This window comes from Arthrobacter sp. AOP36-C1-22, from assembly GCF_052377515.1.
Taxonomy (GTDB): domain Bacteria; phylum Actinomycetota; class Actinomycetes; order Actinomycetales; family Micrococcaceae; genus Arthrobacter_H.
Window position 1 is genome coordinate 124,834 of the sequence record NZ_JBQSWW010000007.1, and the last position, 23,821, is coordinate 148,654.

The window sequence follows — 23,821 nt, forward strand, 5'->3', positions numbered from 1 at the left end:
TAGATGCATACGCATACAAAACTTGCTTGATCGACACCCCTCAGGAGACAGACATGGCAGCAACCTTGACCCCCGGCATCTGGCAGCTCGACACCGCGCACACGGACATCGGATTCAGTGTTCGGCATGCCGGCATCAGCAAGGTGCGCGGGTCTTTCACCGACGCCGACGCCACCTTGGAAGTCCACGATTCCCTCGCGTCCTCCACCGTGAGGGCCTCCATCAAGACCGACTCCTTCGATTCCAAGGACCCCAATCGCGATGGACACGTCAAAGGCGCTGACTTCTTCGACGTCGAGGAGTTCCCCGAGATGAGGTTCGTTTCCACCGGCGCGCACGGCTCGACGGAGGAATTCACCCTCTCCGGAGAATTGACCATCAAGGAGACGACCTTGCCCATCGAGCTCGAGGTCGAATTCGGCGGCGTCGCCGTCGACCCCTTCGGCACCACCCGGGCCGGCTTCTCGGCCACCACGCAGATCTCCCGCAAGGCCTTCGGCATCACCTGGAACGCAGCACTCGAGGCCGGCGGTGTCCTGGTGGGCGACAAGGTCACCATCACGGTCGACTCGGCCTTCGTCCTGCCCGCCGCGGACTAGCCGGATCAGGTCAACGGATCACGACGCCAGCCACGCCCCGACACGGGGTGGCGGCTGGCCTCTTGTGGCCCAGCGTCCCTAGAAGTCGCTAGTTCAACACCACTGCCTTGAGGGAATCCGATTCCCGCGCGGCCAACGTCAGCGCGAATTCCGTCTCCTCCAGAGCGAAACGGTGGGTGATCACGGCCTCCACATCGACGGCACCGGAGGCGATGAGACCCAAAGCCGTCGGATAGGTGTTCGCATACCTGAAGACCCCGCTGATGGTCAGCTCCCGGCCCTGGATGAGCGGCACACTCACGGAAACCTCGTCGGTACCCATCCCGACCAGCACGGCCCGTCCGGCGGGAGCCAGCGCGCGGAGTCCGTGATCCAGTGCGGCTCCAGCGCCGGAGCATTCCAGCAGAACGGTGAAGTCCCCGGGCAGTTCCTCCCCGGCCCGTACCGCCTCCAACCCCATCGCTCTGGCCACCGACAGTCGATACTCGTTCACGTCCGTCACGGTCACCCCATCCGCTCCCTGGGCGCGGGCGACCTGCGCCGCGAGCAGGCCGATCGGTCCCGCCCCGGCGACCAGCACCCGATCCCCCGCGGTGATGGAGGCCTTGCGGGCAGCCCACATCCCCACCGAGACGGGCTCTGCCAGGGCCGCCTGCTCGAGAGAGATTTCCCCCGGAGCCCGGTGGGCGAAATCGGCGTCGATCACCACGTACCTGGAAATGGAACCGTCCACCGGTGGGGTCGCGAAGAAGACGACGTCGGGGCACAGGTTATAGCGTCCAGACCGGCACTGGAGACAGCGCCGGCAGGGCACCCCGGGCTCCAAGGCGACCTGCTCGCCCACCCTCGACGGATCGACCCCCGAGCCGACGGCAGTGATGAGGCCCGCCGACTCATGACCGATCACCATCGGGGCCTCCAACACGAAATCCCCGATCCGGCCCTGCTCGTAATAGTGGATATCCGAGCCGCAGATGCCGGTGGCCTTCACCGCGACCAGGACCTGGCCATGGTCCGGGGCCGGAACCGGCCGGTCCTCGATGACGACGTCACGGATGCCACGAAGAACTGCGCTGGGATTTTCCATGGTTCTGATGCTATCGCCTCCCGCCGGCAGCCGGGCAGCATCGGCGGTCCAGGAAATCAACCTACTTCTTTTCTGAAAAGTTACTAGAAAATCTTACGACTGGCGTTAGTGTGGAGCACAGGTAGTCATCATCCGGGGGGAAGCGTGCAGGACATATTCACGTCAGGGGGCCCTGCTCATGGTGGCTTCGATGCCTGATGCTCCTCAAGACCGGATTCCTTCCCCTGCAGAGGGAACGACGGAGACCGATCTGGTTCGGCGGTTGGCCAACGGCGACACCGGGGCGATGGAGGCCTTCTATGAACTGACGTGCCGGCGGGCCTACGGCTTGGCCTGCCATATCCTCGGTGATCCGCTGCGGGCCCAATCAGTTCTTCACGATGTCTACCTGGATGCCTGGCGCAGGATGCGTCGGGACTGCCCCGCGACGGGGACCGAGGTCTCGTGGATCCTCTCCCTGGTCTTCGAGCATTGCCCCTGCCCCCTCCGGGTGGGCTGGCCACCCGTCGCCCGCATCCCCCGACGCGACGAGCTGATATGCCGGACAAATACACCAGGTTCGCCCCGTTCTACGACGCCCTCTCCGGGGAATGGCCGGTCTACCGGGCCGGTCGGGTCCGCGGAATCCGCGCCCTGCAACCGGCACCGGGCGATCAGATCCTCGATATCGGTTGCGGCACCGGATTGAACTTCGCCTCATTGCAGGCCGGGATCGGGAAGACCGGACGCATCGTGGGCATCGACAGCAGCGCGGCGATGCTCCGGCAGGCACGTCGCAGAGTGCAAGCCCGGGGGTGGACCAACGTGGCGCTGATCCAGGCCGATGCCCAAACCATGACCGCCGCCGAGCTGTCCTCAACGCTGCGCCACCAGGGGGCCCGCCCGCATTCGGCGAAGGCCCTGGCCACCTATTCCTTATCGCTGATGCCTCACTGGCAGACGGCCTTCGACCACGTGTGCTCGACGTTGGTACCCGGCGGGACCATCTGCGTCGTTGATATGCAGCGTCCTCTCGGGGCGGCCCGTGTGCTGGGCTGGCTGGCGGAGGCCGCCTGCCGGCTCGGTGGTTCCGATATCACCGCCCACCCCTGGACCGCCGTGGAGGAGCAATGCACCGACGTCGTCCCCGACCAGGCCCGTGGGGGCCATCTACAGATCCGCGCCGGAAGGATTCCCCTGCCGACCGGGAACAGGAGTCACCCCAGCGAACGGTAACCACGGATGATTCGTTCCGTGGCACTGAGGCAGACCAGGCCAGCCCACACCGCGGCGATCTGCCACGCCACCATCGGGAAGACCAGCCACAACACATGCACCACGATGGTTTCCGTCCCTTCTGTTAACCCCGAGATAAAGGACAAGGAGCGGCCATCGTCAATGCGCCGGCCGGTCTTCTCGGCAATCGAGGAGAAGGCCAGGAAGGCGGTGCCGTTGATGTAGTAGGCGAAGACCACCAGCAGGAAGGGCAACCAGGGGGCGCCGAAGGCCTCCGTGGCACCCCATCCGACGCCGATGACGGTGGCCCCGTAGACCACGAAGTCGGCACAGATATCCCAAAAGCCGCCCTGCCCGGTGTCTTCGGCACCGGTCCGCGCGCGACGAATCCGTGCCAGCGGTCCGTCCAGCCCGTCGGCCAGCCGGCACAGGAGCCAGGCCAGGAGTGCTGGAGTCCACCATTGAGCCGCAGCGAACCCGGCCGAGGCCAAGCCGAGGACCAGGTTCAGGCCGGTCAGCCGGTCCGGGGTGATCCAAGGGACGTCCAGCCGCCGTGCTGTCCGGTCCGCGAGACCGGCACTGAACTGGCGTAGTCGTGCGTCAAACATGAGGTTTCCGTTCCTTCCGGTGCTTCCAAGCCGCGAACAGGACCCCACCCAGGATCAGGACGCCCAGGACCGCCGCGGCCAGCTCCAATTGCCATCCGGGGTCGGTGCCATAGGCGCCCAGCGTGACGTACGCGGCGGTTCCGGGCAGGATGCCCAACGCCGTCCCCAAGAAATACGATCCCCAGCTGATCGAGGTCAGGCCCGCCGCATAGTTGATGGCCGTGAACGGCAGCACCGGGACCAGCCGGAGGCCGATCACCGACAGCGTGCCCCGGCGCCTGAGGGCATCATCAACGCGGCGGACCCGGGTTCCGGTGAACTTTTCCACGGCGTCCCGGCCCAGCCAGCGGCCCAGCCAGAAAGCGCCCGCGGCACCCAGCATCGCCCCGCCATAGACCAAGCCGATTCCCGCCCAGAAACCAAAGACCAGGCCCGCGGCCACCGAGAGAACACTTTTGGGCACCGGCGACAAGGTCAGTGCCGCATACCCGAGCACGAACACGCTCATTCCCCACCCCCCGGTCCCGCGCAACGAGGTCCGCAGCTCCTCCACCCCCGGCAGGGGAAGGCGCAGGACCAGCACGGACAGGATCGCCAGCAAAACCACCAGTACTGTCAACCGGACCAGGGCACGACGCCGACCGTTCATGCCCTGCACCGCTCGGCCAGGGGCCCCTCGGCAATCCACACCCCGGGAGGATAATGGTCCACAGCCGGCCCGCCGGGCCGGACCCCACCGAGAATCAGGAGATTGTCGTGCTCTTCACCACCGACCACCAGCATCGAAGCGGCCAACACAGCCGACTCTCCGCCCGCTTCGAAATCGCCTACACGACCGTCGATTTCCTGGCAGCGGTCTTGTTCATCGTCGGCAGCATCTTCTTCTTCCGGGAGTCGACGACGATCCTGGCCACCTGGCTTTTCCTCGTCGGTTCCGTGTGCTTCGCACTCAAACCCACCTTGCGTCTGATCCGTGAGATCAAGCTCGTCCGGCTGGATGAACTCCAGGGCCTGACCGGCACCACGGATCAGGGCACCAGCTAACCGCATCCCCTCAAGAACCCAGTCGGAGGAACCATGAACGACCGTTTGCCCGTCATCGTTTTCGATGTGAACGAGACCCTGTCCGATATGTCGGTGCTGGGGTGGAGCTTCGAGCAGCTCGGAGCCCCCGCCGCGCTGGCCGATCAGTGGTTCGCCCGGCTGCTGCGGGATGGTTTCGCGCTGGCCGCCGCCGGCGACAACGCCGATTTCGCCGTCCTGGGACGCGGAAACCTGCACGCACTGTTCGACCGTCTTGATCTCTCCTGTCCCACGGCGGTGGCCGTGGAGACCATCATGGAGACCCTCTCCGGTCTCGGGTTGCACGCGGATGTCGCCGACGGGGTGAAAGCTCTGCATGAGGCCGGCCATCGCCTGGTCACGCTCAGCAACGGCGCCGCCACCCTGGCCGAATCGATGATCTCGGCCGCCGGCCTGCGCGGGTATTTCGACCTTGTGCTCTCGGTCGCCCAGGCCCCGGCGTGGAAGCCCGCTGCGGCAGCATACGCTTATGCCGCTTCCGCCTGTGCCGCGGATCCGGCGGACCTGCTGCTGGTGGCGGTGCATCCCTGGGACGTCCATGGCGCGGCGCGGGCCGGCCTGCGCACCGCCTGGCTCAATCGGGACGGCACCAGCTACCCCGGACATTTTATTGCCCCGGAGCTGACCATCACCCGGCTGACGGATCTTCCACGGGCGCTGGTATCGCGCTGAGGGCGTCGGTGGTCCGCCGCGCCTAGACATGGTCGGTGACCAGCTGATCGATGGCGTCGCCCGTTGCGTTGGGAGTGGAACCCGTGGTCGTCGCGGTCGGTTCCTCGGGTAGGACCCAGAGCGCCGAACGCGGAATCTGCAACCGCACCGGCGTCCCCTGCGCCACCGGCAGCGCCCAGGGGGCTTCGGCGTGGAGCAGCTGTCCGCCGACCTGCACGGTGAGTATCCGTCTGGCCCCCTGTGGCTTCACGGCACTGACGATCGCCGGTATTCCGGGGCCGTCGACGCCACTGACCATGATGCTTTCCTGCCGAAAAATCAGGGTTCCCGGCCCGGAGGCACCGGCAGCGTCCTCCGGCAACGCCAAGCTTCCCAGCTCCGATTCATGCCGACCGCCGCGGACCGTGCCCGGGACCTCGTTGAGGCCACCCATCAGCCGGTTGACCTCGAGGGATACCGGACGGGTGTAGATCTCCTGGACGGCGGCATGTTGCAAGAGGCACCCGTTCCCGAGCAGGGCAACGCGTTCGGCGACGGCAACGGCCTCGTCTCGGTCGTGGGTGACCAGCAGCAGGGTCGGGGAAAGTTGGCGACGCACCTCGGCCAGCAAATCGTGCATGCTGGTCCGCAGCCCGGGGTCCAGAGCGCTGAAGGGCTCATCGAGGAGGAGCAGGCCCGGCCGAGCGGCCAGGGCGCGGGCCAGGGCCACCCGCTGTTGTTGTCCCCCGGAGAGCTCGGTGGCACGCCGATTTCCCAAGTCACCGAGCTGGACGACGTCCAGGAAGTCCGCGGCGTCGCGGCGGGCCTCTCGGCGGGGGACACCGCGCACCCGTGCGGCGAAGGCAACGTTGTCCAGGACGTTCAAATGGGGAAAGAGCAACGGGCGTTGGGACACCAGGGAAATGCCGCGCTGTTCGGGCCGGATCGGGGCGAGGTCCGTGCCCCCGAGCACGACCCGGCCGGCATCGGGGACCTCAAGTCCGGCCACCGAGCGCAGCAACGTGCTCTTACCCGACCCCGAGGGGCCCAAGACCGCTGTGCAGGAACCAGCACGGACCTCCAGGCTGATGCCTGCCAAGGCCGGGCGGACGGTACCGGGAAAGGTGGTGATCAGGTCTTCGATGACCAGTGTTGCACTCATGAGCGGACTCCCAGACGTCGACGGGTGTGGATTGCCGCTCCCAGCAACAGGACCAGCGGAGGCAGGACGGCGGTGACCGACAGCACCGAGAGCATCGCATCATTGCCGGTTCCGGCAGCGGCCGAGGCCACCAGCAGGGGGACGGTCACCAGCGTGCCGCCGCCCACCAGCAAGGTGACCACATAATCGCTCCACCCCACCAGGAAGGCCAGAAAGGCAGCACGCATGAGGGCGGGAGCCAGTAATGGCAGGTGCACCCGGCTCAGCACGCGCCACCGGGAGGCGCCGAGCATACGTGCTTCATCCTCGAAGCCGCACTCATAGGCGCCGTAGGCCACCCGCAGGGTGAACGTCGTATAGGGCAAGGCATAAACGGCAAGAACCAGAACGATGCCGAACATCGGCGGAAGATGCAAGCGTAGGAACAGCACGTTCAGCCCGAAGGCGGCGGCAAAGGGTGGCAGGGCCAACGGCGCGAACACCAGGGCACTGAGGAACCCTGCGCCGTGCGGACGGTGGAACGCGAAGGCCCGCGCCGCCAGCAGGCCCATCGGGGTGGCCACCGCCATGACCGCCAGCGCCACGCCCAAGGAACGCCCAAAGGCGGGCACCGCCCCCTGCGCCAGGGCCTCCTGTACTGCCCCGGTCCCCCATTCCTGGGGCAGGATGCCCGGAAAGGACCAGCGCTCGGCGAAGAACCACAGAGCCAAGGGCAGCAGGGGGGCCAGGAACCAGACGGTCATGGCCAGCACCAGCAGCCACCTTCCCCAACGCCCGAGCCGTCGTGAAGCGAATAGGCCGTTGCGCGTCGCCTCCTTCCGGGACTCGGCGGGGGCGGGGAGGATCACTGCCATAGCGGCACCCGGCGCAGCGCCAGCGCGGCGAGGCCCGCGGCTCCCAGGGCGACGATGGTCGTGACCACGGCCAGTGCCGCCGCTTCGGGACGTGAGGACAATGAGGCCGAGCTGAAGAGCCGCAGGGCCATGACCGGTAGCGGTTCGGGGTAGGGCCGGCCCAGCAGCCAAGCCACTTCATAGGATCCGAAAACGTAGACGAAGACGATCGTTGCCGAAACTCCCAGGGCGGGCAGGCTCAGCGGGACCAGGACATGGCGCAGGCGCCGCAATCGGCCGGCGCCCAAGAGCGCGGCCGTTTCGTCGTAGGCGGTGGCCCGGGTCAGGAGGACACCGGTCACGACGAGGGCGACGAACGCCGATTCCTTCCAGCTATAGGCCGCGATGACCGCGATCCAGGCGGGCCCGCCCACCAGTTCGGGCCAGGAGTCGGTGCCGAAGATCCGGGCGAGGAAGCCCGCATCCCCGAGCAGCAGCCCCATTGAGGCGGCACCGACCAGATGCGGAAACGGGATGCTCCAGGTCGAGACCATGGCGATCAGGCGCCCGCCGAAACGTCCGCGCATCACCAACATGGCCGTGACGAAACCGAAGATCACGGCGATCAGTGTCGAAGCTGCGGCGATGCCGAAGGACAGTGCGACGGCCGATGGCAGGTCGGGGGCCACCGTGAGATAGGCGCTGGAGTTCAGCGTGGGCGGCCCCGCAAAGGGCAGCAAGCCCAGGCTTTGCATCAGGGCCGCCAGTAGACCGCCGACCACGACGAAGAAGCTGATCACCGTTGCCGGAAGCACCAGCAGGGTCGCCTTTCTATTTCCCACCGAGCAGCTCCCGGCGCCATCCCTGGTCAAGTTCGCTGACCCACTCGGCAGATAATTCGGGGTTGGCCTTGCGGGAGAGGACCTCGTAGGCAGGAACCACACTCGAGGTGGGCAGCGCCTCGAAGAGCTGCTGCTGCCGATGGTCCAACCTCTCCGCGGAGACGACGGGGAACTGGCCCCAGATGCGCGGGTCCGCCTTGGTGGCCTGTTGCTCGGCCGAGAGGGCGATATTGGCGACCACCATGGCGCCTGCCTGGTTCCCCGAGGTGGCGGGGACGGCCAGGAAGCTGGCGTTGCCCAGGGTGCCGCCGTCGAGTTCCAACACCGTGGTTTGCGGCGGGTAGGTACCGTCCTTGACCAGCTTCGTCAGCGTTGCGGGGCCGTAGGTCATGGTGAAGTCGACTTGTCCGTCGGCGAAGAGCGCATTGAGTTCCTCCCCGCTTTTGGGGTAGGTCCGTCCCTCGCGCCACAACGCGGGGGCCACTTCCGACATCGCGTCGAAGAGCGCGGGAGTGAGGTCCTCATAGGCGGAGCGGTCGAAGGCCAGGGGCACGTTCTCATATCCTCCGGAGACCGAGTTGAGGACCTGGCGGGTGAAGACCGATCCGGTGAAATCGGGAGGTGCCGGATACGTGAATCGTCCGGGGTTCTTTCGCGCCCATTGCAACAGCTCGGCGATGGATCCCGGCGGGCGTTCGACGGTGGCCGCGTTGTAGGCCACCGTGAACTGGGCCTTGTTCCACGGTGCCTCGCAGTCTTCGACCGGGGTGCCGAAATCGTTCGTCAGCAGCGGGTCCTGGGGCGCCGTCAGTGCCATGTTCGGCAGCAGCGAGGTCCACCCGCAGGCCCAGGCCCCTGCCTGTTTGCCGGTGCCGAAGTTATCGCCATTGACCCACACCAGGTCAACGGCCCCGTCAGTGGTGCCGGCCTGGACCTCGCTGAGCACCCGGTTCATGGCGTCCTTGGTGTCCGCCACCGGTACCCGCTCGAGCTTCACGCCGACTTCGGCGGCCGCTGGGACCAGATGCTGGTCGATGTAGGTGTTGCCCTGCTGATCACCGCCGTACATCCACAACTTCACGGTCTGGCCACGTGCCTGGTCACTGACCTGGGCCCAATCGTCGAACGTCCGGGCCGTGGGAGCGGCGCCAGAGCAGGCCGAGAGCCCGGCGACGGTACCGGTCATAACGGCGGCGGCCAGAAACTTTCGGCGGCTCCAGGAGCTCATGTCTTTCATTCGGAGCAGCTGTCCTTTTCGGATGGGGCACGGTGGGCGGGCTTGCGGTCCGGCGTCTACATCACGCCGCGGGCGGCACGGTCCAGCCGGGGTCGGTCAAGAAGGCTCAGCCGCCCCCGTCCCTGGCGCAGAATCCCGCCGGCGGCGAATTCGGACATGATCTTGCTGGTCGCCTCCCGGGAGGCACCGAGCAATCCAGCCAGTTGTTCGTGTGTCAAACGAATGGTCCGGTGCTGGCCGAAACGCGGTGGCCCGGTGGCGTCGTCGAGTTTGAGCAGCGTGGAGGCCACTTGTGCCGAGAGCGGCAGCAGTGCCAGATCGGTGAGCCGTTGCTCCAGTCTGGCCACCTGTTCGCCGAGCAAACGTGATACGCGGACGGCGATGCGGGGGTCAGCCAGCAGTTGTCCCTCGACCTGGCCGACGCTGAGCGTGCAGACCTTCGAGGTCTCGATTGCTTCCGCGTAGTTGTCATACATGCGCTGGCCCACCAGCAGCATTTCACCGAACACCGCGCCTGGTTCCAGGATGGCCATCGTCAGCGCCTTGCCGTCCTCGGCGACGCGGAAGATCCTCACCCGACCGGATTTGAGCACGAAGAGCTCCATCGCCGGTTCACCGGGGCTGAACAGCACTGTGCCCCGATCATAGGTCCGTGGGGGAAGCATGCGGTCCATGGCAGCAATTTCAGCGGCCGAAAGGTCGGCGAAGAGATCGACCTCGCGCAGGCAACTGAAGTGTTCGTAGAGCTCGGGCACTAGTGGTTCGGCCTCTCGTTGGCGTGGTGCCCACGGGCGCAGATCGCCCGGAACGGCTGCCGTCATTTCGAGCGAGCAGTTATCGGTCATGGTCGCACCTCGAACGAACGCCCGGCAACGCGGGGGTTGATGTCAGCGTCCGGGGATTGCCCCGCGGTGTCAGTCAGCAGGAGGCGCCCGCAAGGCGCTGAGGCTCTGCCCTGACGTTCTGGCGCTGTTGCCCGCATGGGGTCCATCCATTCTCGGAGTCGTTGGTGCGTTCTCGATTGCCTCACGCTAGACGGCGCGGACCGCGGTTTTCAGTGAACTGGACTACACAACGTCATGCGGCAGGCCCGCTACCGGATTCCTGCTGGTTCAGGCACCGGCGGCCGTACCATTCCAAGCATGGAACGCTTCGAAAATCTGGATATGTCACCCAAGGATCGAACCGTCGAGTTCCTGGTGGTTGGTGGAGGCTCGGCGGGGATCGTCGGCGCGAAGACCGCTGCCGGTTTCGGCGTCAAAACGCTCCTCGTGGAGCGTGCGCGTCCCGGAGGAGACTGCCTGTACACCGGATGTGTCCCCTCGAAGACCTTGCTTTCCTCTGCCGAGGAATCGGTGCAGGGCCACCGCTCGGGCGGGCAGCGCCTGGAATTCGGCACGGCGCGCGAACGGATCGCTGCGGCAATCGCCACGATCGAACCGGGAGATACCCCGGAGGCATTGGGGGCCGCGGGCGTCGAGGTCATGCAGGGAACACTGGTGTTCCGCGGTCCCGGCCTGGCCGACGTCGATGGGCGAACCATCCGCTTTCGGCAGGCCCTGCTGGCCACCGGCAGCGCGCCTTCCGCTCCGCTGATTCCGGGCCTCGATCCGTGCCTGACAGTGACCTCTGACAGCATCTGGGATGTCACCGAGCTGCCGGATCGGTTGGTCGTCGTGGGAGGCGGACCCATCGCTTGTGAAATCGGCCAGGCCTTCGCCCGACTCGGATCTGCCGTGACCCTGGTGGTCCGCTCGCGCCTGCTGCCCAAGGAAGACCTCGAGGCAGCGGATATCCTGCGCCGGAGCCTGCAGGACGACGGGATACGGATCCTGGAGGAGGCGGCCATCACCGAAGCCACCGGTGGTCCCGACGATGCCACTTTGCATTTGGACACCGGAGAAGACGTCGTCGCCCACCTGGTGCTCCTGGCCACCGGCCGCAGCCCCCGGACCTCCGGACTCGGGCTGGAAACCATCGGCGTGAAGCTGGATACGCGCGGACACGTTCTCACCGATGCCACCTTGCGCACCTCGAACCCGCTCATTCGTGCCGCGGGCGATATCACCGCCTACGAGGACTTCACCCACGTGGCGGGCTTGCACGGGAGCGTCGCTGCCTCCAATGCGGCGCTGGGCCTGCGCCGCAGGATCCCCGCCGTCGTGCCCCGCGTCACCTTCACCTCACCCGAAGTCGCAGCCGTCGGACGCGGCGCCGCGTCCCAACCCGGTGACCGGGTGCATACCAGCTGGCATGGCGAACTCGATCGGGCCATCACCGCCGGCCAGACGCAGGGTTATACGCAGGTCGTCGTGGATCGGCGGGGCAAGCTCGTCGGAGGGACCATCGTGGGGCCCCGGGCCGGGGACACCCTGGCCGAGCTGACCTTGGCGGTGCACTCCAGACTGAGTGCCTCGGAGGTTGCCGGGACGATCCATCCGTATCCGACCTATTCCGAGGCGCTACGCGACGCGGCACTCGAGGATGTCCAGGCCCGGTTGGCTGCCCCGCCGATGAGCTTGGCCACCGGCCTCCTGGCCCGGGTTCGTCGGGCGTGGATAGCCAAAAACCCCGGACGGAACAGGTAACCCGCTGTACCCCTGCCCCACCGGTCGTTCGCTGCGTCCTTACTCCTTGGAGTATTGGGCGACGAGTTCGCGTTTGAGGATCTTGCCGCTGGGTCCGACCGGGAACTCGGAGACGATCTGCACTATCCGCGGGTACTTATAGGCTGCCACCCCGTCCTTGGCGTAGGCGCGGATGTCGTCGGCGGTGAGCTTGCTACCCGGGACCAACGAGACCGCTGCCGCGACCTCCTGGCCGTGGGTTGCATCCTCCACGCCGAAGACGGCAACGCTGTCGATGTCTGGATGTTCCATCAGGAACTCCTCCACCTCGCGTGGATACACGTTGTAGCCGTTGCGCAGGATCATTTCCTTCTTGCGGTCCATGATCCGCAGGATGCCGTCGTCGTCCTTGGTCCCCAGGTCTCCGGTACGGAACCAGCCGTCGACGACCGCTTCTGCGGTGGCCTCGGGGCGGTTGAGGTAGCCGGAAAAGAGGTTGTGTCCGCGGACCACGAACTCGCCCAGCTCTCCGCGGGGCAGGAATTCGATGGATTCGGCCACCTCGGGACGGGCGACCTCGATGTCCACACCCCAGATGGCCTTGCCGACACTGCCGGGAACCGGCACGTCGCCCACGTGGTTGAAGGCGGCCACCGGTGAGGTCTCGGTCAGCCCCCAGCCCTCATGGACCGGTGCGCCGAAGGCCTCCTCGAAGTTGTGCAGCGCTGCCACCGACAACGCGGAGCCGCCGGACACTGCGTAACGCAGTTTGGTCGGCTTCTCCGGGCGGTCCCGATGAGCCTGGAGCAGTCCCATGTACATGGTGGGCACCCCGCAGAAGATATCCACGTCGTTGTCCAGCAGCAGATCCAAGGCGGCGGCCGGGGTGAACTTGGGCAGCAGCATGATCTCCGCTCCGGCGCGGAGCCCGGCATTGAGCACCACGGTCTGTCCGAAGGTGTGGAACAGCGGCAATCCGCCGAAGACGCGGTCCCCCTCGCGGTAGTCGAAGGTGCTGGTCAGCAGCACATTGACCTGCTCTAGGAGGGCGAAGTGGCAGCCCAATGCCCCCTTGGGTTTGCCGGTGGTGCCCGAGGTGTAGAGGATCGTCGCGTTGTCGTCGGGGCGCATCGGCAGGTAGGTGTCGATGGGTGTTGCCTGACCCGCGAGGTCTTCGAGGCGGTCCGGCCCCTCGCCTTCCGGGGCGAGAACGGTCACCACATCGACGTCGGATGCCGCGGCGGCCTTCGCACCTTCACCGAGCAGCGGGGCCGCACAGACCAGCAGGGAGGCCTCGGCGTCGTTGAGGATGTATTCGATTTCGTGGCGCTTCAAGAGGGCGTGCACGGGCACGACGGTCGCGCCCAGGGCCAGCACCGCATAGTAGGTGCGGGCGAAGTCGATGACGTTGGGGATCAATACGGCCACCCGGGAGCCGGGGCCGATGCCACGATCACGCAGCGCACCGGCGTAGGCGCGGGTCTGGTCCCATAGCTGCGCATAGCTCACGGTTTCCCCCGCCAACGTCATGGCCGGGCGGTCGCCGAAGCGTTGGGCGGATTCCGCGACGATGGCGGCAACTGACAGGGTGGCGAACATTGCCGCTCCTCGACTCGTGGGATATGTCACATCAGTGTGTAATGAAACCGAGGCCCACGTCAAGAAACTCCGTTCCACGCCGCCCCCGGAACCATCCGGTGGACGACGATCGCTCGAGGCGCCCATGGTGGGTGGCGGGGCGGAATGCCGGACGAAGGGTGGCCTGCACCACCGGCGCCCCCTGGCAGACCGATGGCCGCAGACTACTGCGACGAGTCTGCGGCCATCGGGCATCACCTTCAACCAAGCAGAATTAGCCTAGCCTTACTTGATTAGGCTGTAAAGATTATGCGTAATCAATGATCCGGTGGTGATCATGGCTTCTTCGACTTGCCGATGGCCCACACCCGGGGCAAGGCGGTGCCGTTCACGGTCAGGTCCCCGATCAGGCGGGCCTTGAAGACCGCCGGGTTGTGGTTCCCCGCGGTGCGGGCATTGCGCCAATGCCGGTCCAGGTTCTTCACCGTGGAGGTGGCCGAGGCGGCCAGCGCGTCGAAGGCGTGCGAAAGGGCGTCCACCGAAAGCGGGGTCAGCGCCACCTGGCCCTGTGCGGAGGCCAGTTCGGCGCCGTCGTTCAGATCTTCCTCGCGATCGGCGTCGATCCGTCCGGCCCTGAGGTCCGCTGCGGCATCGTGGGCTTCCTGCAGGGAGGCGGCCACCCGTTCGACGATGGACTCCCCCGCGAACCCTGCGGCGGAGACCTCCCCGACGATCTGCAGGATCTGCGGGTCTTCGCGCCAGACCGGTGCAGCGGCATGGCTGAAGGTGCGGGTACGGCGATGGACCTCGGCGGCGAACTCCCGTTCGGCGGCACGGATGCTGCCGGCCTGCACGGCCAGCAACACCGTCTGGTAGAACGCCGTCTGGTATTTGAAGCGGGTTTCAAAATCGATCAGGCTCTCCTGGCGCACGACGGCGTCGACGAAGATCGAGGTTCCCGAGCCGGTGGTCTGCTGGCCGAAACCATCCCAGTCATCGTGGTGGCGCACCCCAGCCTGGTGGGCATCGACTGCGGCGATGACCCGACGGCCGGTGTCGGTGCGTTCGGAGTAGACATCGATCCAGTCGGCGAAGATGCTGCCGGTCGAGTAGTACTTGGTCCCGTTGACCCGGAAGAGGCCGGGGCCCAGCTCGGGGGCCGGGTCCACGGTGGTCTGGACCTGCCCGACTTCGACGGCTCCGACCTCGGTCCAGGCGTTGCCGACCAGTTCACCGCGCACGAAACGGCGCAACCATCGATCACGGGCTTCACCGGGCTCGGCCAGGATCCGGTCCTCGACGAAGGCGAAGTGGGCGCGCAGGGCCTGGGGGATGTTCGAGTCGGCGGCCGCCAGTTCGGTCAACAGGGCGAAGAGTTGCGGCAGGCTGGCTCCGAAGCCGCCGTCCTCCACGGCCACCCGCAGGGCCCCGAACCCGGCCGCGGCCAGTTCCCGGATCTGCGCCACCGGGAGCTGGTGGTCCTTTTCACGGGCAGAGGATTCCGCGGCGATCCCAGCGAAGAGCGGTCGGAAACGGGCGGCCAGCTGTTGGTACTGCGGCAGGGTCGTTTCGAGTCGGGCTACGGGGTGGATGACCGCCGCGGGGCGCCCCGGTTCGGCGAAGGTGGGCTGTCCTGCCGCTGCGGCGGTGGGTTTAACGGTCTGCTGGCTCATGGGCCCTCCTGCGGATCGGGCGCCAGGCGGCGCCGGGGGGAACGATTCGGAAGCCCGCGATCGGGGCCTCCCGACCGAAGCTATCCGTCCGTCCCTCGGTCCCCGACAGGCTTGACGGTCGGTGACCTCCCGTGACGAAACATGGCGCCCCTCCCCGGTCACCGGCCCGCCACCACGCCCCTCGGGTGTCACCTTCGGTCTTCCGCCGTCACGGGAGGTCACCCGGGGACCGGTGTTCCCGGCGGTCGGGAGCGGCCTCGGCCAGGCCCCGGGGGCCTCCTAGTTTCCCGTGCGCGGAACGAACATGATGACCGCGACGCCCACCAGGCAGATCGCCGCCCCCACGAGGTCCCACCGATCGGGACGGAACCCGTCGAAGGCCATCCCCCAGAGCAGGGAACCGGCGACGAACACTCCGCCATAAGCAGCCAGGATCCGCCCGAAGTTCGCCTCGGGCTGCAAGGTCGCCACGAACCCGTAGACACCGAGGGCCATGACCCCGAGGCCGGCGAGCCACCAGGCCCGGTCCTCGCGTACGGCCTGCCAGATCAGCCAGGCGCCACCGATTTCGGCGACGGCTGCCAGGGCGAAGAGGACGATGGATTTCGTGATGGTCATGCCTCCAGTCTGACCGACGCCCCCCTTCCCCGGAGTTGGGTGGGCGCCCACCTGTCCTTCGCCGGCCCGGCGGGGCAGACTGGTTCCACGATCCAACGCGGGTCTGGTGCACGCTCTGGTCCCGCCGGAAAGGGGCGCACGATGAAGATCCTGATCACCGGGGCCGGGGGACAACTCGGGGCCCCGACGTTTGCCGCGGTGGAGGCCGCCGGCCACGAGGCCGTGGGGACCTCCAGTTCCGGGCGGGTCGGCCTGCTCCCGGCCGACCTGTTCACCGGAGCAGGTCTCAACGAGGCCCTGCGCGGGGTGGAGACGGTTGTGCATTGCGCCCATACCGGGGGTGCCCGGGATCTGAGGCTCGCCCGGAACCTGGTGGCTGCCGTCCAGCGGGCCGGCATCGGACATCTGGTGCTCATCTCGATCGTCGGCATCGAGGACATCCCGCTGTCCTACTACAACCAGCGGCTCGCGATCGAAAGGGTCGTGCAGGCCTCCGGGGTGCCGTTCACCGTGCAACGGGCCACCCAGTTCCACTCATTGATCGACGGGCTCTTCACCGCCCAACGCCACCTACCGGTCGTGTTGGCCCCGGCCGCACGGTTCCAGACCATCGCCGTGCCCGAGGTGGCCGGCCGGCTGGCGCATTGGGCTGCCGGCGTCCCCCAAGGCAGGGTGGCTGACATCGGCGGCCCCGAACGACTGGGCATCGGTGAGCTGTACCGGCAATGGCGCACGGCCCGCGGGGGCAGACGCCCCTCGCTCCAGGTGCGCCTGCCCTTCCTCCAGATCTTCAAGGGGCTCGACGCCGGGGCGAACCTGGTCCCCGGAGAACCCTACGGGGACCAGACCTTCGCGCAGTACCTGCAGGAGCGGCCCGGTCCCCGCTGAGGTGCGGGACCGGCACCCCCTACCCCCATCTCTCCAGGGGTGCCGGCATCTTCGTGATGGTTGGCTCAGAAGGCCCAGTCGGAGTCGGTGGTGTCCTCCCCCTTGCCGATGACATAGGAGGAACCTGAGCCGGAGAAGAAGTCATGGTTCTCATCGGCCCCCGGGGACAGGGCGGCCAGGATCTCCGGGTTGACCTCGGTTTCCTCGGCCGGGAACCGTGCGGGATAGCCCAGGTTCATGAGCGCCTTATTGGCGTTGTACCGCACGAAGACGGCCACGTCCTCCATCAGCCCCAGCGGCTCGTAGAGCGCCCCGGAGTAGTCCAGTTCCAACTCGTAGAGTTCCTCGAGCAGCTCGTACGTGAACACGCGGATCTCTTCTTGTTCCTCCCGACTGCGGGTTTCCAGCCCGCGCTGGAACTTATAGCCGGAGTAGTACCCGTGCACCGCCTTGTCCCGCAGGATCAGGCGGATCATGTCCGCGGTGTTCGTCAGCGTCGCGTGCACCGAGAAGTGCAGGGGCAGATAGAAGCCCGCATACAGCAGCAGCGAGGACAGCAACGTGGAGGCGACCTTGCGTTTGAGCGGATCATCCCCGTAGTAGTGGTGCAGGACCTTCTTGCACCGTTCCTGCAGCTGGTCGTTGCCCACGGCCCAGGCGTAGGCCTCATCGATTTCCCGGGTGCTGGTCAGCGTCGAGAAGACCGAGGAATACGAGCGGGCGTGCACGGCCTGCATGAAGGCGATGTTGGTGTAGACGGCCTCTTCGTGTTCGGTCCGCGCATCCTGGATCTGGCTGATCTCCCCGACGGTCGCCTGGACGGTGTCCAGCATGGTCAACCCGGTGAAGACCCGCATGGTCAGGGTTCGTTCCTCCTGGGACATCCGCTGCCAGGCCGGGATGTCGTTGGAGAGAGGGACCTTCTCGGGCAGCCAGAAGTTGGCCGTCAAACGGTTCCAGACCTCCAGGTCCTTCTCATCGGTGACGCGGTTCCAGTTGATCGGCCGCAACCGGGCGGCGGGGTCGATCCGGTAGGAGGGAGGGGTGACTGAGTCGCGCAGCAGGTGCTCGGCGACCGGGGCCTCTGGGGACAAGCTCATGGGTATGGGGTCTTCCTTCGTCGGGGGTGGAGGGTCAGAGTTCGCAGGAAACGCAGTTCTCGACTTCGGTGCCGGTCAGGGCCATCTGCCGCAACCGGATGTAGTAGAGCGTCTTGATGCCCTGGCGCCAGGCATGGATCTGCGCCTTGTTGATGTCGCGGGTGGTGGCGGTGTCGCGGAAGAACAACGTGCAGGACAGTCCCTGGTCCACGTGTTGCGTGGCCGCTGCGTAGGTGTCGATGATCTTCTCGTAGCCGATCTCGTAGGAGTCCTTGAAGAACTCCAGGTTCTCGTTGTCCATATGCGGCGCCGGGAAGTACACGCGTCCGAGCTTGCCTTCCTTGCGGATCTCGATCTTCGAGGCGATGGGGTGGATCGACGCGGTGGCGTTGTTGATGTAGCTGATCGATCCGGTCGGGGGCACCGCCTGCAGGTAGGCGTTGTAGATCCCGTGCTTCTGCACGGATTCGCTTAGTTCCTGCCAGTCCTGCCGGGTCGGGATGTCCACGCCGGCTTCACGGAAGACCTCACGCACCCGCGCCGTGGCCGGCTCCCAGACCCTTTCGGTGTATTTCTCGAAGTAGGAGCCGTCGGCATAGGAACTGTTCTCGAAGTCCCCGAAGGCCTGTCCGCGGTGGATCGAGATCCGGTTCGAGGCGCGCAGTGCGTGGTAGGTGACCGTGTAGAAGTACATGTTCGTGAAATCCACGCCCTCCTCGCTGCCGTAGTGGATGCGCTGGGACGCCAGGTAGCCGTGCAGGTTCATCTGCCCCAGGCCGATCGCATGGGAGAGCTCGTTGCCGTGGGCGATGGAGGGGACCGCGTCGATGTCCGAAAGCTCGGAGACACTGGTCAGCCCGCGTACCGCGGTGTCGACCGTGCTCGCCAGGTCACCGGAGGCCATGGCCGCGGCGATGTTCAGCGATCCGAGGTTGCAGGAGATGTCCCGGCCGACCTGCTGGTATCCGATGGCGTTGTCGTAGTCCGACGCGGTGTTCACCTGCAGGATCTCCGAGCACAGGTTCGACATGTTGATCCACCCCTTCAGCGGGTTGGCGGCATTGACCGTGTCTTCGAACATCACGTACGGGTAGCCCGATTCGAATTGCAGTTCGGCGATGGTCCTGAAGAAGGCCCGGGCGCTGAGGGTCTTCTTGCCGATCCGCGGGTTCGCGACCATCTCGTCATAGTGCTCGGTCACCGACAGATCCGAAAGGGCCGTGCCGTACTCCCGCTGGACGTCATAGGGCGAGAACAGGTGCATGTCCTCCCCCCGCTTGGCCAGCTCGAAGGTCACATCGGGGATCACCACACCCAGCGAGAGGGTCTTGATCCGGATCTTTTCATCGGCGTTCTCCCGTTTGGTGTCCAGGAACGCCAGGATGTCGGGGTGATGGACGTGCAGGTAGGCGGCGCCGGCGCCTTGGCGGGCCCCGAGCTGGTTGGCGTAGGAGAAGGAGTCCTCCAGGATCTTCATGACCGGGACGACGCCGGAGGCCTGGTTCTCGATCTTCTTGATCGGTGCGCCCTGCTCGCGCAGGTTCGTCAGCAGCAGTGCGACGCCGCCGCCGCGCTTGGAGAGCTGCAAGGCGGAGTTGACGCTGCGGCCGATGGATTCGAGATTGTCCTCGATGCGCAGCAGGAAGCAGGACACGAGTTCACCGCGCTGGGTCTTTCCGGCATTCAGGAACGTCGGGGTGGCCGGCTGGAACCGTCCACTGAGCATCTCCTGAACCAGCCTGCCGGCCAGCTCCTCGTCCCCGCGGCCCAGGAACAATGCGGTGGACACCACGCGGTCCTCGAAGGTTTCCAGGTAATGGTCCCCGTCGAAGGTCTTCAGGCTGTAGCCGGCATGGAACTTGAAGGCGCCCAGGAAGGTCGAAAAGCGGTACCCATGGGCGTAGGCACTGCGATACAGCTCCTTCACGAACGCCCAGGGGTAGGCGCGGATCGGCGCTTCCTCGTAGTACTCATTGGCGATGAGGTAGTCGATCTTCGCTTCCAGGTCGTCGAAGCGGATCATCCGCGGTTCGACGTGGCCCGCGAGATAGGCCTCGACCGCTTCATGGTCCTTGCCCAGTTGGATCGAACCATCGGCGGCGAAGAGGTTCAATTGCGCGTTCAGCGCGTGGTAGTCCTTGCGGGCCCCGATGCCGTCGGTGGTGGGCTCCATGATGTCGGTGGTCATGCGTACTCCTCGAGTGGTGTGGTGGCGTGGTGGTCGTGCCAGAAGGTGGAGAGGCCCTCGCGGACCCGGTGTACATCGCGTTCGGTGCCCAGCAGTTCGAACCGATACAGTTCGGGCACCTGGCATTTATCGGAAATGACCGTCCCGGCCAGGCAGTAGTCCTCGCCGAAGTTCGTGTTCCCGGCGGTGATCACCCCGCGCAGTAGGCCACGGTTGACCGGATCGTTGAGGAAGCCGATCACTTGTTTGGGCACTGCCGTGGAACGGTGGCCTCCCCCGTAGGTGGGCACCACCAGGACGAACGGGCGGGAGACCTGCAGCTCTCCCTCGATCCGGGGGCGCAAGGGAATCCGCACCGCGGGCAGGTCCAGCCGTTCAATGAAGCGTCGGGTGTTTCCTGAGACGCTGGAAAAATACACCACCTCCGGCGAGGTGTCCGTGTCGAGCGGGGTGGACGCCGTGCGCCCGGCCCCGTCCAAACGCCCCGATTCAGTCGTCTTCATGCGCAAGGCTCCTTGACTCCCGCCCTGACGGCGGATCTAGATGTTGTGGTCAGTTGACCCCTCATGGCCTACATCTAGTAATAGCACCTCATTGAAACACTTGTCTACGTGGCTTCGTAGTATCTAGTTCGAAGTATCGAACTCTATAATCGTCCCTGAAATACTCCCGCGGGAAATGCCGGCCCCTCGAGGCTCAAGAGCATGAAAACAGGGATTTGCCTGCGGAAGTGCGCTTGACGTGGGTGCCCGGACAGTGGTCCGGGGCGATAGGACAGCACAGCGAGGGGGTGCACGTGGCACCCCCTCGCCGGGAGGAGTATCTGCTGTTGTCCTTTTCCGATCAGTCGGGACGACGTTTGGGAATGGTGTCGACCTTCTCCCAGCCGCGCCGGACGTCCCGCGATCCCGCATGGGCATCACGGCTGCGGTAGAGGACGTAGGGGCGGAAGATGTACCCCACTGGCGCCGTGAAGACGTGCACCAGGCGGGTGAAGGGCCACAGCGCGAAGAGGAAGATGGCGATCAGGGCGTGGAACTGGAACGTGAACGGGGCATCGACCATCAAATCGGGCTGCGGGTTGAAATAGAAGATGCTGCGGAACCAGATGGAAACGCCTTCGCGGTAGTTATAGGCTCCAGCCACGCCCGAAACGGTATTGGCCAGTCCTGCCACGATGACCAGCCCGAGGGTGAAGTACATCGTCTTGTCCATCTTGGTGGTGGCGCCCAGTACGGCCTTGGTGAAGCGTCGCCGATACAGCAGCCCGATGAATCCGACGATCGTGAAGACCCCCGCGATGGCTCCGACCGAGATCGCCATGAAGTGGTACATCCCTTCGGAGATCCCGACGGCATCGGTCCAGGCCTGGGGGATCCCCAGACCCATGACGTGGCCGAGGAAGACCGCCAGGATCCCGAAGTGGAACATCGGGTTCGCCCAGCGCAGGATGCTGCTCTCGTACATCTGGCTCGACCGTGAGGTCCACCCGAACTTGTCATAGCGATACCGCCAGATGTGCCCGAGGATGAAGATGGTCAGACAGATATAGGGAAAGATCAGCCACAAAAAGACATTCAACGGGTCGTCCATTACATGCCTCCCGGCATCGGCGCCAGATCCGGCGTTCCATAGGTGTCCAAGCCGACTTCCTCTTCTTCGGGGCCTTCGGCGATCAGCCGTTGCACGGCCTCATGGTCCTTGCCCTTCAGTGCTGGCAAGGTGGCGCAGACGGAATCGATGGCCCCGAACCAGGGGGATTCGACTTCGCGCAGATGGATCCGCAGCAGCTCCAGACCCGCACGGTTGTCCAAGATGATCTTCAGCCCCGCCTTGACGTCGGTCAGGGCCCCGAACTCCAGGACCACGCACAGATGATCCGGGAGCTGGTCCTCGGTCAAGGTCAGTCCGGCCTTCACATAGACCTGCTTGATGCGCAGGAGCGCCAGACCCCGTTTCCGGGTCTCCCCGTTGGAGAAGTACGTCAGGAACAGGCATCCCCGACGCCGGGTGTCGAAGGTGTCGACATATTCGCTCTGGATCTCGCGCAACGTCCCCTGCTGCAGGTGCTGGATGGTCTTCTGCAATCCCGCCCCGACCTTCGTGGGCAGGCCGGCGGCCACTTCACTGAGTAGTTCCAGCCGGGAGAACAGTTCCTCATCGGGGTAGTCCAGCAGGATGGACGCGGATTGCCAGATCCCGGTGAGCTGTTCGGTGGAGTATTTGAGCGCGGGGGCCTTGGGGGGTGTCATGAGGAGGATCCTCCCTGCGGCGAAGCCGCCGAGTCCGACGACGATTCGGGGAACAACCCCTCGGGGGTGCCTTGGCCGTCCCAGTTCAACAGGTTGATGCGCACTCCTTCGGGACGTCCCGGCACATCGGGGGATCCCAGGCCCGGGTCCTTGCCCATATCCGGATCCTGGGCGAAGGAGCCGTCCATCCCGCCCATGCCGCCCATACCCGGACCGCCGTCGACGTCGAGCGAGCACTCGGTGGCGATGTTCTCCAGTTTGTGGGCGTCTTCGTAGTGGGCGGAGGGGATGACATAGCGTTCTTCATATTTGGCGATGGCCAACAGACGGTACATGTCCTGGACCTCCTGGCCGGTCATCCCCACCGATTCGGCAATGGACTCCTGGGGTTCCCACCCCATATTGATATCGCGCATGTAGGAGCGCATGGCCGCCAGCTTATGCAGCACCAGATCCACCGGCTTGGTGTCCCCGGCCGTGAAGAGCCCGGCCAGGTACTCGATGGGAATCCGGAGCTTGTCGATGGCCGCGAACAGGTTGTCCTGCTTTTCGGCGTCCTCGCCGGTGTCGCTGACCGCATCCACCACCGGGGAGAGCGGCGGAATGTACCAGACCATCGGCATGGTGCGGTATTCGGGGTGCAGCGGCAGGGCCACCTTGTATTTGTTGATCAGCGCGTAGATCGGCGACCGCTGGGCCGCTTCCACCCAGTCCTCGGGGATGCCGGCCTTGAGCGCCTCACGCATGACCTCGGGATCGTTCGGATCCAGGAACACCTCGCGCTGGGCTTCATACAGGCCGTGCTCGTCCGGGGTGGATGCGGCCTCGAGGACCCGGTCGGCGTCATAGAGCATCAGGCCGAGGTAGCGCAGACGACCCACGCAGGTCTCCGAGCAGATCGTGGGTTGGCCGATCTCGATGCGCGGATAGCAGAACGTGCACTTCTCGACCTTGCCGGTCTTGTGGTTGAAGTACATCTTCTTATACGGGCAACCGCCCACGCACTGCCGCCAGCCGCGGCAGCGGTCCTGGTCCACCAGCACGATGCCGTCCTCTTCGCGCTTGTAGATGGCGCCGGTGGGGCAGGAGGAAACACAGGAGGGGTTCAGGCAGTGTTCGCAGATGCGGGGCAGGTAGAACATGAACGTCTGCTCATATTCGAATTTGATCTTGTCCCCGACCTTCTGCAGGATCGGGTCGTGGTGGGTGTTCTCCACGGACCCGGCCAGGTCGTCGTCCCAGTTGGACGACCAGGTGACGGTGGTGTCCTGCCCGGTGAGTAACGATTTGGGCCGGGCTACCGGCATATGGTCCTGGGCGGGAGCCGTGGTCAGGTTCTCGTAGTCGTAGGTCCACGGCTCGTAGTAGTCCTTGATGCCTGGCAGATTGGGTGCGGCGAAGATGGTCATCAGGTTCTTCAGCCGGCCACCGGCCTTGAGCTTGAGCCGACCACGCTTGGTCAGCGTCCAGCCGCCCTTCCACTTCTCCTGGTCCTCATAGGTACGCGGATAGCCCAGACCGGGCCGGGTCTCCACGTTGTTGAACCAGATGTGTTCGGCACCGGAACGGTTCGTCCAGACCTGCTTGCACGTGACCGAACACGTGTGGCAACCAATGCACTTGTCCAGGTTCATCACCAT

The 23,821-nt window shown here is 65.7% G+C and carries 23 protein-coding genes; 6 read left to right on the forward strand and 17 right to left on the reverse strand.

The window, feature by feature from the left end:
- Positions 1–53 precede the first annotated feature (53 nt).
- Positions 54–599, forward strand: a complete 546-nt coding sequence (locus ACT3S6_RS06200; protein WP_444554200.1) for a YceI family protein — start codon at positions 54–56, stop codon at positions 597–599.
- Between the two features lie 88 nt (positions 600–687).
- On the opposite strand, the gene ACT3S6_RS06205 is transcribed toward ACT3S6_RS06200, so the two are convergent.
- Positions 688–1,686, reverse strand: a complete 999-nt coding sequence (locus ACT3S6_RS06205) for an NAD(P)-dependent alcohol dehydrogenase (protein ID WP_444554201.1) — start codon at positions 1,684–1,686, stop codon at positions 688–690.
- A 537-nt stretch (positions 1,687–2,223) separates the two neighbouring features.
- Here ACT3S6_RS06205 and ACT3S6_RS06210 point away from each other — a divergent pair.
- Positions 2,224–2,901: a class I SAM-dependent methyltransferase gene (locus ACT3S6_RS06210; protein WP_444554202.1), complete on the forward strand. Its 678-nt coding sequence runs from the start codon at positions 2,224–2,226 to the stop codon at positions 2,899–2,901.
- On the opposite strand, the gene ACT3S6_RS06215 is transcribed toward ACT3S6_RS06210, so the two are convergent.
- The gene (locus ACT3S6_RS06215) at positions 2,883–3,509 is read right to left on the reverse strand and encodes a CDP-alcohol phosphatidyltransferase family protein (protein ID WP_443348183.1); all 627 of its coding nucleotides are present in this window, start codon (positions 3,507–3,509) and stop codon (positions 2,883–2,885) included. The two genes, ACT3S6_RS06210 and ACT3S6_RS06215, sit on opposite strands and share 19 nt — an antisense overlap.
- Positions 3,502–4,158: a TVP38/TMEM64 family protein gene (locus ACT3S6_RS06220; protein ID WP_443384046.1), complete on the reverse strand. Its 657-nt coding sequence runs from the start codon at positions 4,156–4,158 to the stop codon at positions 3,502–3,504. Before ACT3S6_RS06220 ends, ACT3S6_RS06215 begins: the two co-directional genes overlap by 8 nt.
- A 107-nt stretch (positions 4,159–4,265) precedes the next feature.
- Between ACT3S6_RS06220 and ACT3S6_RS06225 the strand changes: the two genes are divergently transcribed.
- Complete coding sequence (locus tag ACT3S6_RS06225; protein ID WP_443384045.1) at positions 4,266–4,553, forward strand: YrhK family protein; 288 nt, start codon at positions 4,266–4,268, stop codon at positions 4,551–4,553.
- A 33-nt stretch (positions 4,554–4,586) separates the two neighbouring features.
- Positions 4,587–5,264 (forward strand): haloacid dehalogenase type II, encoded by a 678-nt coding sequence (locus ACT3S6_RS06230; protein WP_444554203.1) that lies wholly within the window; start codon positions 4,587–4,589, stop codon positions 5,262–5,264.
- A 22-nt stretch (positions 5,265–5,286) separates the two neighbouring features.
- On the opposite strand, the gene ACT3S6_RS06235 is transcribed toward ACT3S6_RS06230, so the two are convergent.
- The 5 genes from ACT3S6_RS06235 to ACT3S6_RS06255 form a co-directional block, all read right to left on the reverse strand.
- Positions 5,287–6,405: an ABC transporter ATP-binding protein gene (locus ACT3S6_RS06235; RefSeq protein WP_444554204.1), complete on the reverse strand. Its 1,119-nt coding sequence runs from the start codon at positions 6,403–6,405 to the stop codon at positions 5,287–5,289.
- Positions 6,402–7,259: an ABC transporter permease gene (locus ACT3S6_RS06240; protein ID WP_444554205.1), complete on the reverse strand. Its 858-nt coding sequence runs from the start codon at positions 7,257–7,259 to the stop codon at positions 6,402–6,404. Before ACT3S6_RS06240 ends, ACT3S6_RS06235 begins: the two co-directional genes overlap by 4 nt.
- Positions 7,250–8,080, reverse strand: a complete 831-nt coding sequence (locus tag ACT3S6_RS06245; protein ID WP_444554206.1) for an ABC transporter permease — start codon at positions 8,078–8,080, stop codon at positions 7,250–7,252. Before ACT3S6_RS06245 ends, ACT3S6_RS06240 begins: the two co-directional genes overlap by 10 nt.
- Positions 8,070–9,308: an ABC transporter substrate-binding protein gene (locus tag ACT3S6_RS06250; protein ID WP_444554207.1), complete on the reverse strand. Its 1,239-nt coding sequence runs from the start codon at positions 9,306–9,308 to the stop codon at positions 8,070–8,072. Before ACT3S6_RS06250 ends, ACT3S6_RS06245 begins: the two co-directional genes overlap by 11 nt.
- A gap of 65 nt (positions 9,309–9,373) precedes the next feature.
- Complete coding sequence (locus ACT3S6_RS06255) at positions 9,374–10,162, reverse strand: Crp/Fnr family transcriptional regulator (RefSeq protein WP_444554208.1); 789 nt, start codon at positions 10,160–10,162, stop codon at positions 9,374–9,376.
- A gap of 297 nt (positions 10,163–10,459) precedes the next feature.
- Here ACT3S6_RS06255 and ACT3S6_RS06260 point away from each other — a divergent pair, with 297 nt between their 5' ends.
- A complete protein-coding gene (locus ACT3S6_RS06260; RefSeq protein WP_444554209.1) occupies positions 10,460–11,905 on the forward strand; it encodes a dihydrolipoyl dehydrogenase family protein in 1,446 nt (481 codons plus the stop codon).
- 39 nt (positions 11,906–11,944) lie between these two features.
- On the opposite strand, the gene ACT3S6_RS06265 is transcribed toward ACT3S6_RS06260, so the two are convergent.
- The 3 genes from ACT3S6_RS06265 to ACT3S6_RS06275 all read right to left on the reverse strand — a co-directional run bounded on the left by ACT3S6_RS06265 (position 11,945) and on the right by ACT3S6_RS06275 (position 15,753).
- Positions 11,945–13,483 carry an AMP-binding protein gene (locus ACT3S6_RS06265; protein ID WP_443384215.1) on the reverse strand — a complete coding sequence of 513 codons (1,539 nt, stop codon included), beginning with the start codon at positions 13,481–13,483 and terminating at the stop codon, positions 11,945–11,947.
- A 314-nt stretch (positions 13,484–13,797) separates the two neighbouring features.
- Complete coding sequence (locus ACT3S6_RS06270) at positions 13,798–15,135, reverse strand: acyl-CoA dehydrogenase family protein (protein ID WP_444554210.1); 1,338 nt, start codon at positions 15,133–15,135, stop codon at positions 13,798–13,800.
- Between the two features lie 279 nt (positions 15,136–15,414).
- Positions 15,415–15,753, reverse strand: a complete 339-nt coding sequence (locus ACT3S6_RS06275; RefSeq protein WP_443384213.1) for a YnfA family protein — start codon at positions 15,751–15,753, stop codon at positions 15,415–15,417.
- A gap of 141 nt (positions 15,754–15,894) precedes the next feature.
- On the opposite strand from ACT3S6_RS06275, the gene ACT3S6_RS06280 reads away from it, so the two are divergent.
- Positions 15,895–16,641: an SDR family oxidoreductase gene (locus tag ACT3S6_RS06280; protein ID WP_444554211.1), complete on the forward strand. Its 747-nt coding sequence runs from the start codon at positions 15,895–15,897 to the stop codon at positions 16,639–16,641.
- Positions 16,642–16,706: 65 nt separating this feature from the next.
- Here the strand turns inward: ACT3S6_RS06280 and nrdF are convergent, their stop codons facing one another.
- The 6 genes from nrdF to narH all read right to left on the reverse strand — a co-directional run.
- Complete coding sequence (gene nrdF, locus ACT3S6_RS06285) at positions 16,707–17,741, reverse strand: class 1b ribonucleoside-diphosphate reductase subunit beta (protein WP_443384211.1); 1,035 nt, start codon at positions 17,739–17,741, stop codon at positions 16,707–16,709.
- A gap of 34 nt (positions 17,742–17,775) precedes the next feature.
- A complete protein-coding gene (gene nrdE, locus ACT3S6_RS06290; protein ID WP_443384210.1) occupies positions 17,776–19,929 on the reverse strand; it encodes a class 1b ribonucleoside-diphosphate reductase subunit alpha in 2,154 nt (717 codons plus the stop codon).
- A complete protein-coding gene (gene nrdI / locus ACT3S6_RS06295; protein ID WP_444554212.1) occupies positions 19,926–20,432 on the reverse strand; it encodes a class Ib ribonucleoside-diphosphate reductase assembly flavoprotein NrdI in 507 nt (168 codons plus the stop codon). The genes nrdE and nrdI overlap by 4 nt, the downstream gene beginning before the upstream one ends.
- Before the next feature lie 340 nt (positions 20,433–20,772).
- Positions 20,773–21,522 (reverse strand): respiratory nitrate reductase subunit gamma, encoded by a 750-nt coding sequence (gene narI, locus ACT3S6_RS06300; RefSeq protein ID WP_443384208.1) that lies wholly within the window; start codon positions 21,520–21,522, stop codon positions 20,773–20,775.
- On the reverse strand, positions 21,522–22,181 hold the full coding sequence (gene narJ / locus ACT3S6_RS06305; protein WP_443384207.1) for a nitrate reductase molybdenum cofactor assembly chaperone: 660 nt from the start codon (positions 22,179–22,181) through the stop codon (positions 21,522–21,524). The genes narI and narJ overlap by 1 nt, the downstream gene beginning before the upstream one ends.
- Positions 22,178–23,821, reverse strand: a 1,644-nt coding sequence (narH, locus tag ACT3S6_RS06310; RefSeq protein ID WP_444554213.1) for a nitrate reductase subunit beta, incomplete at its 5' end; no start/stop codon positions are given. The genes narJ and narH, both read right to left, overlap by 4 nt.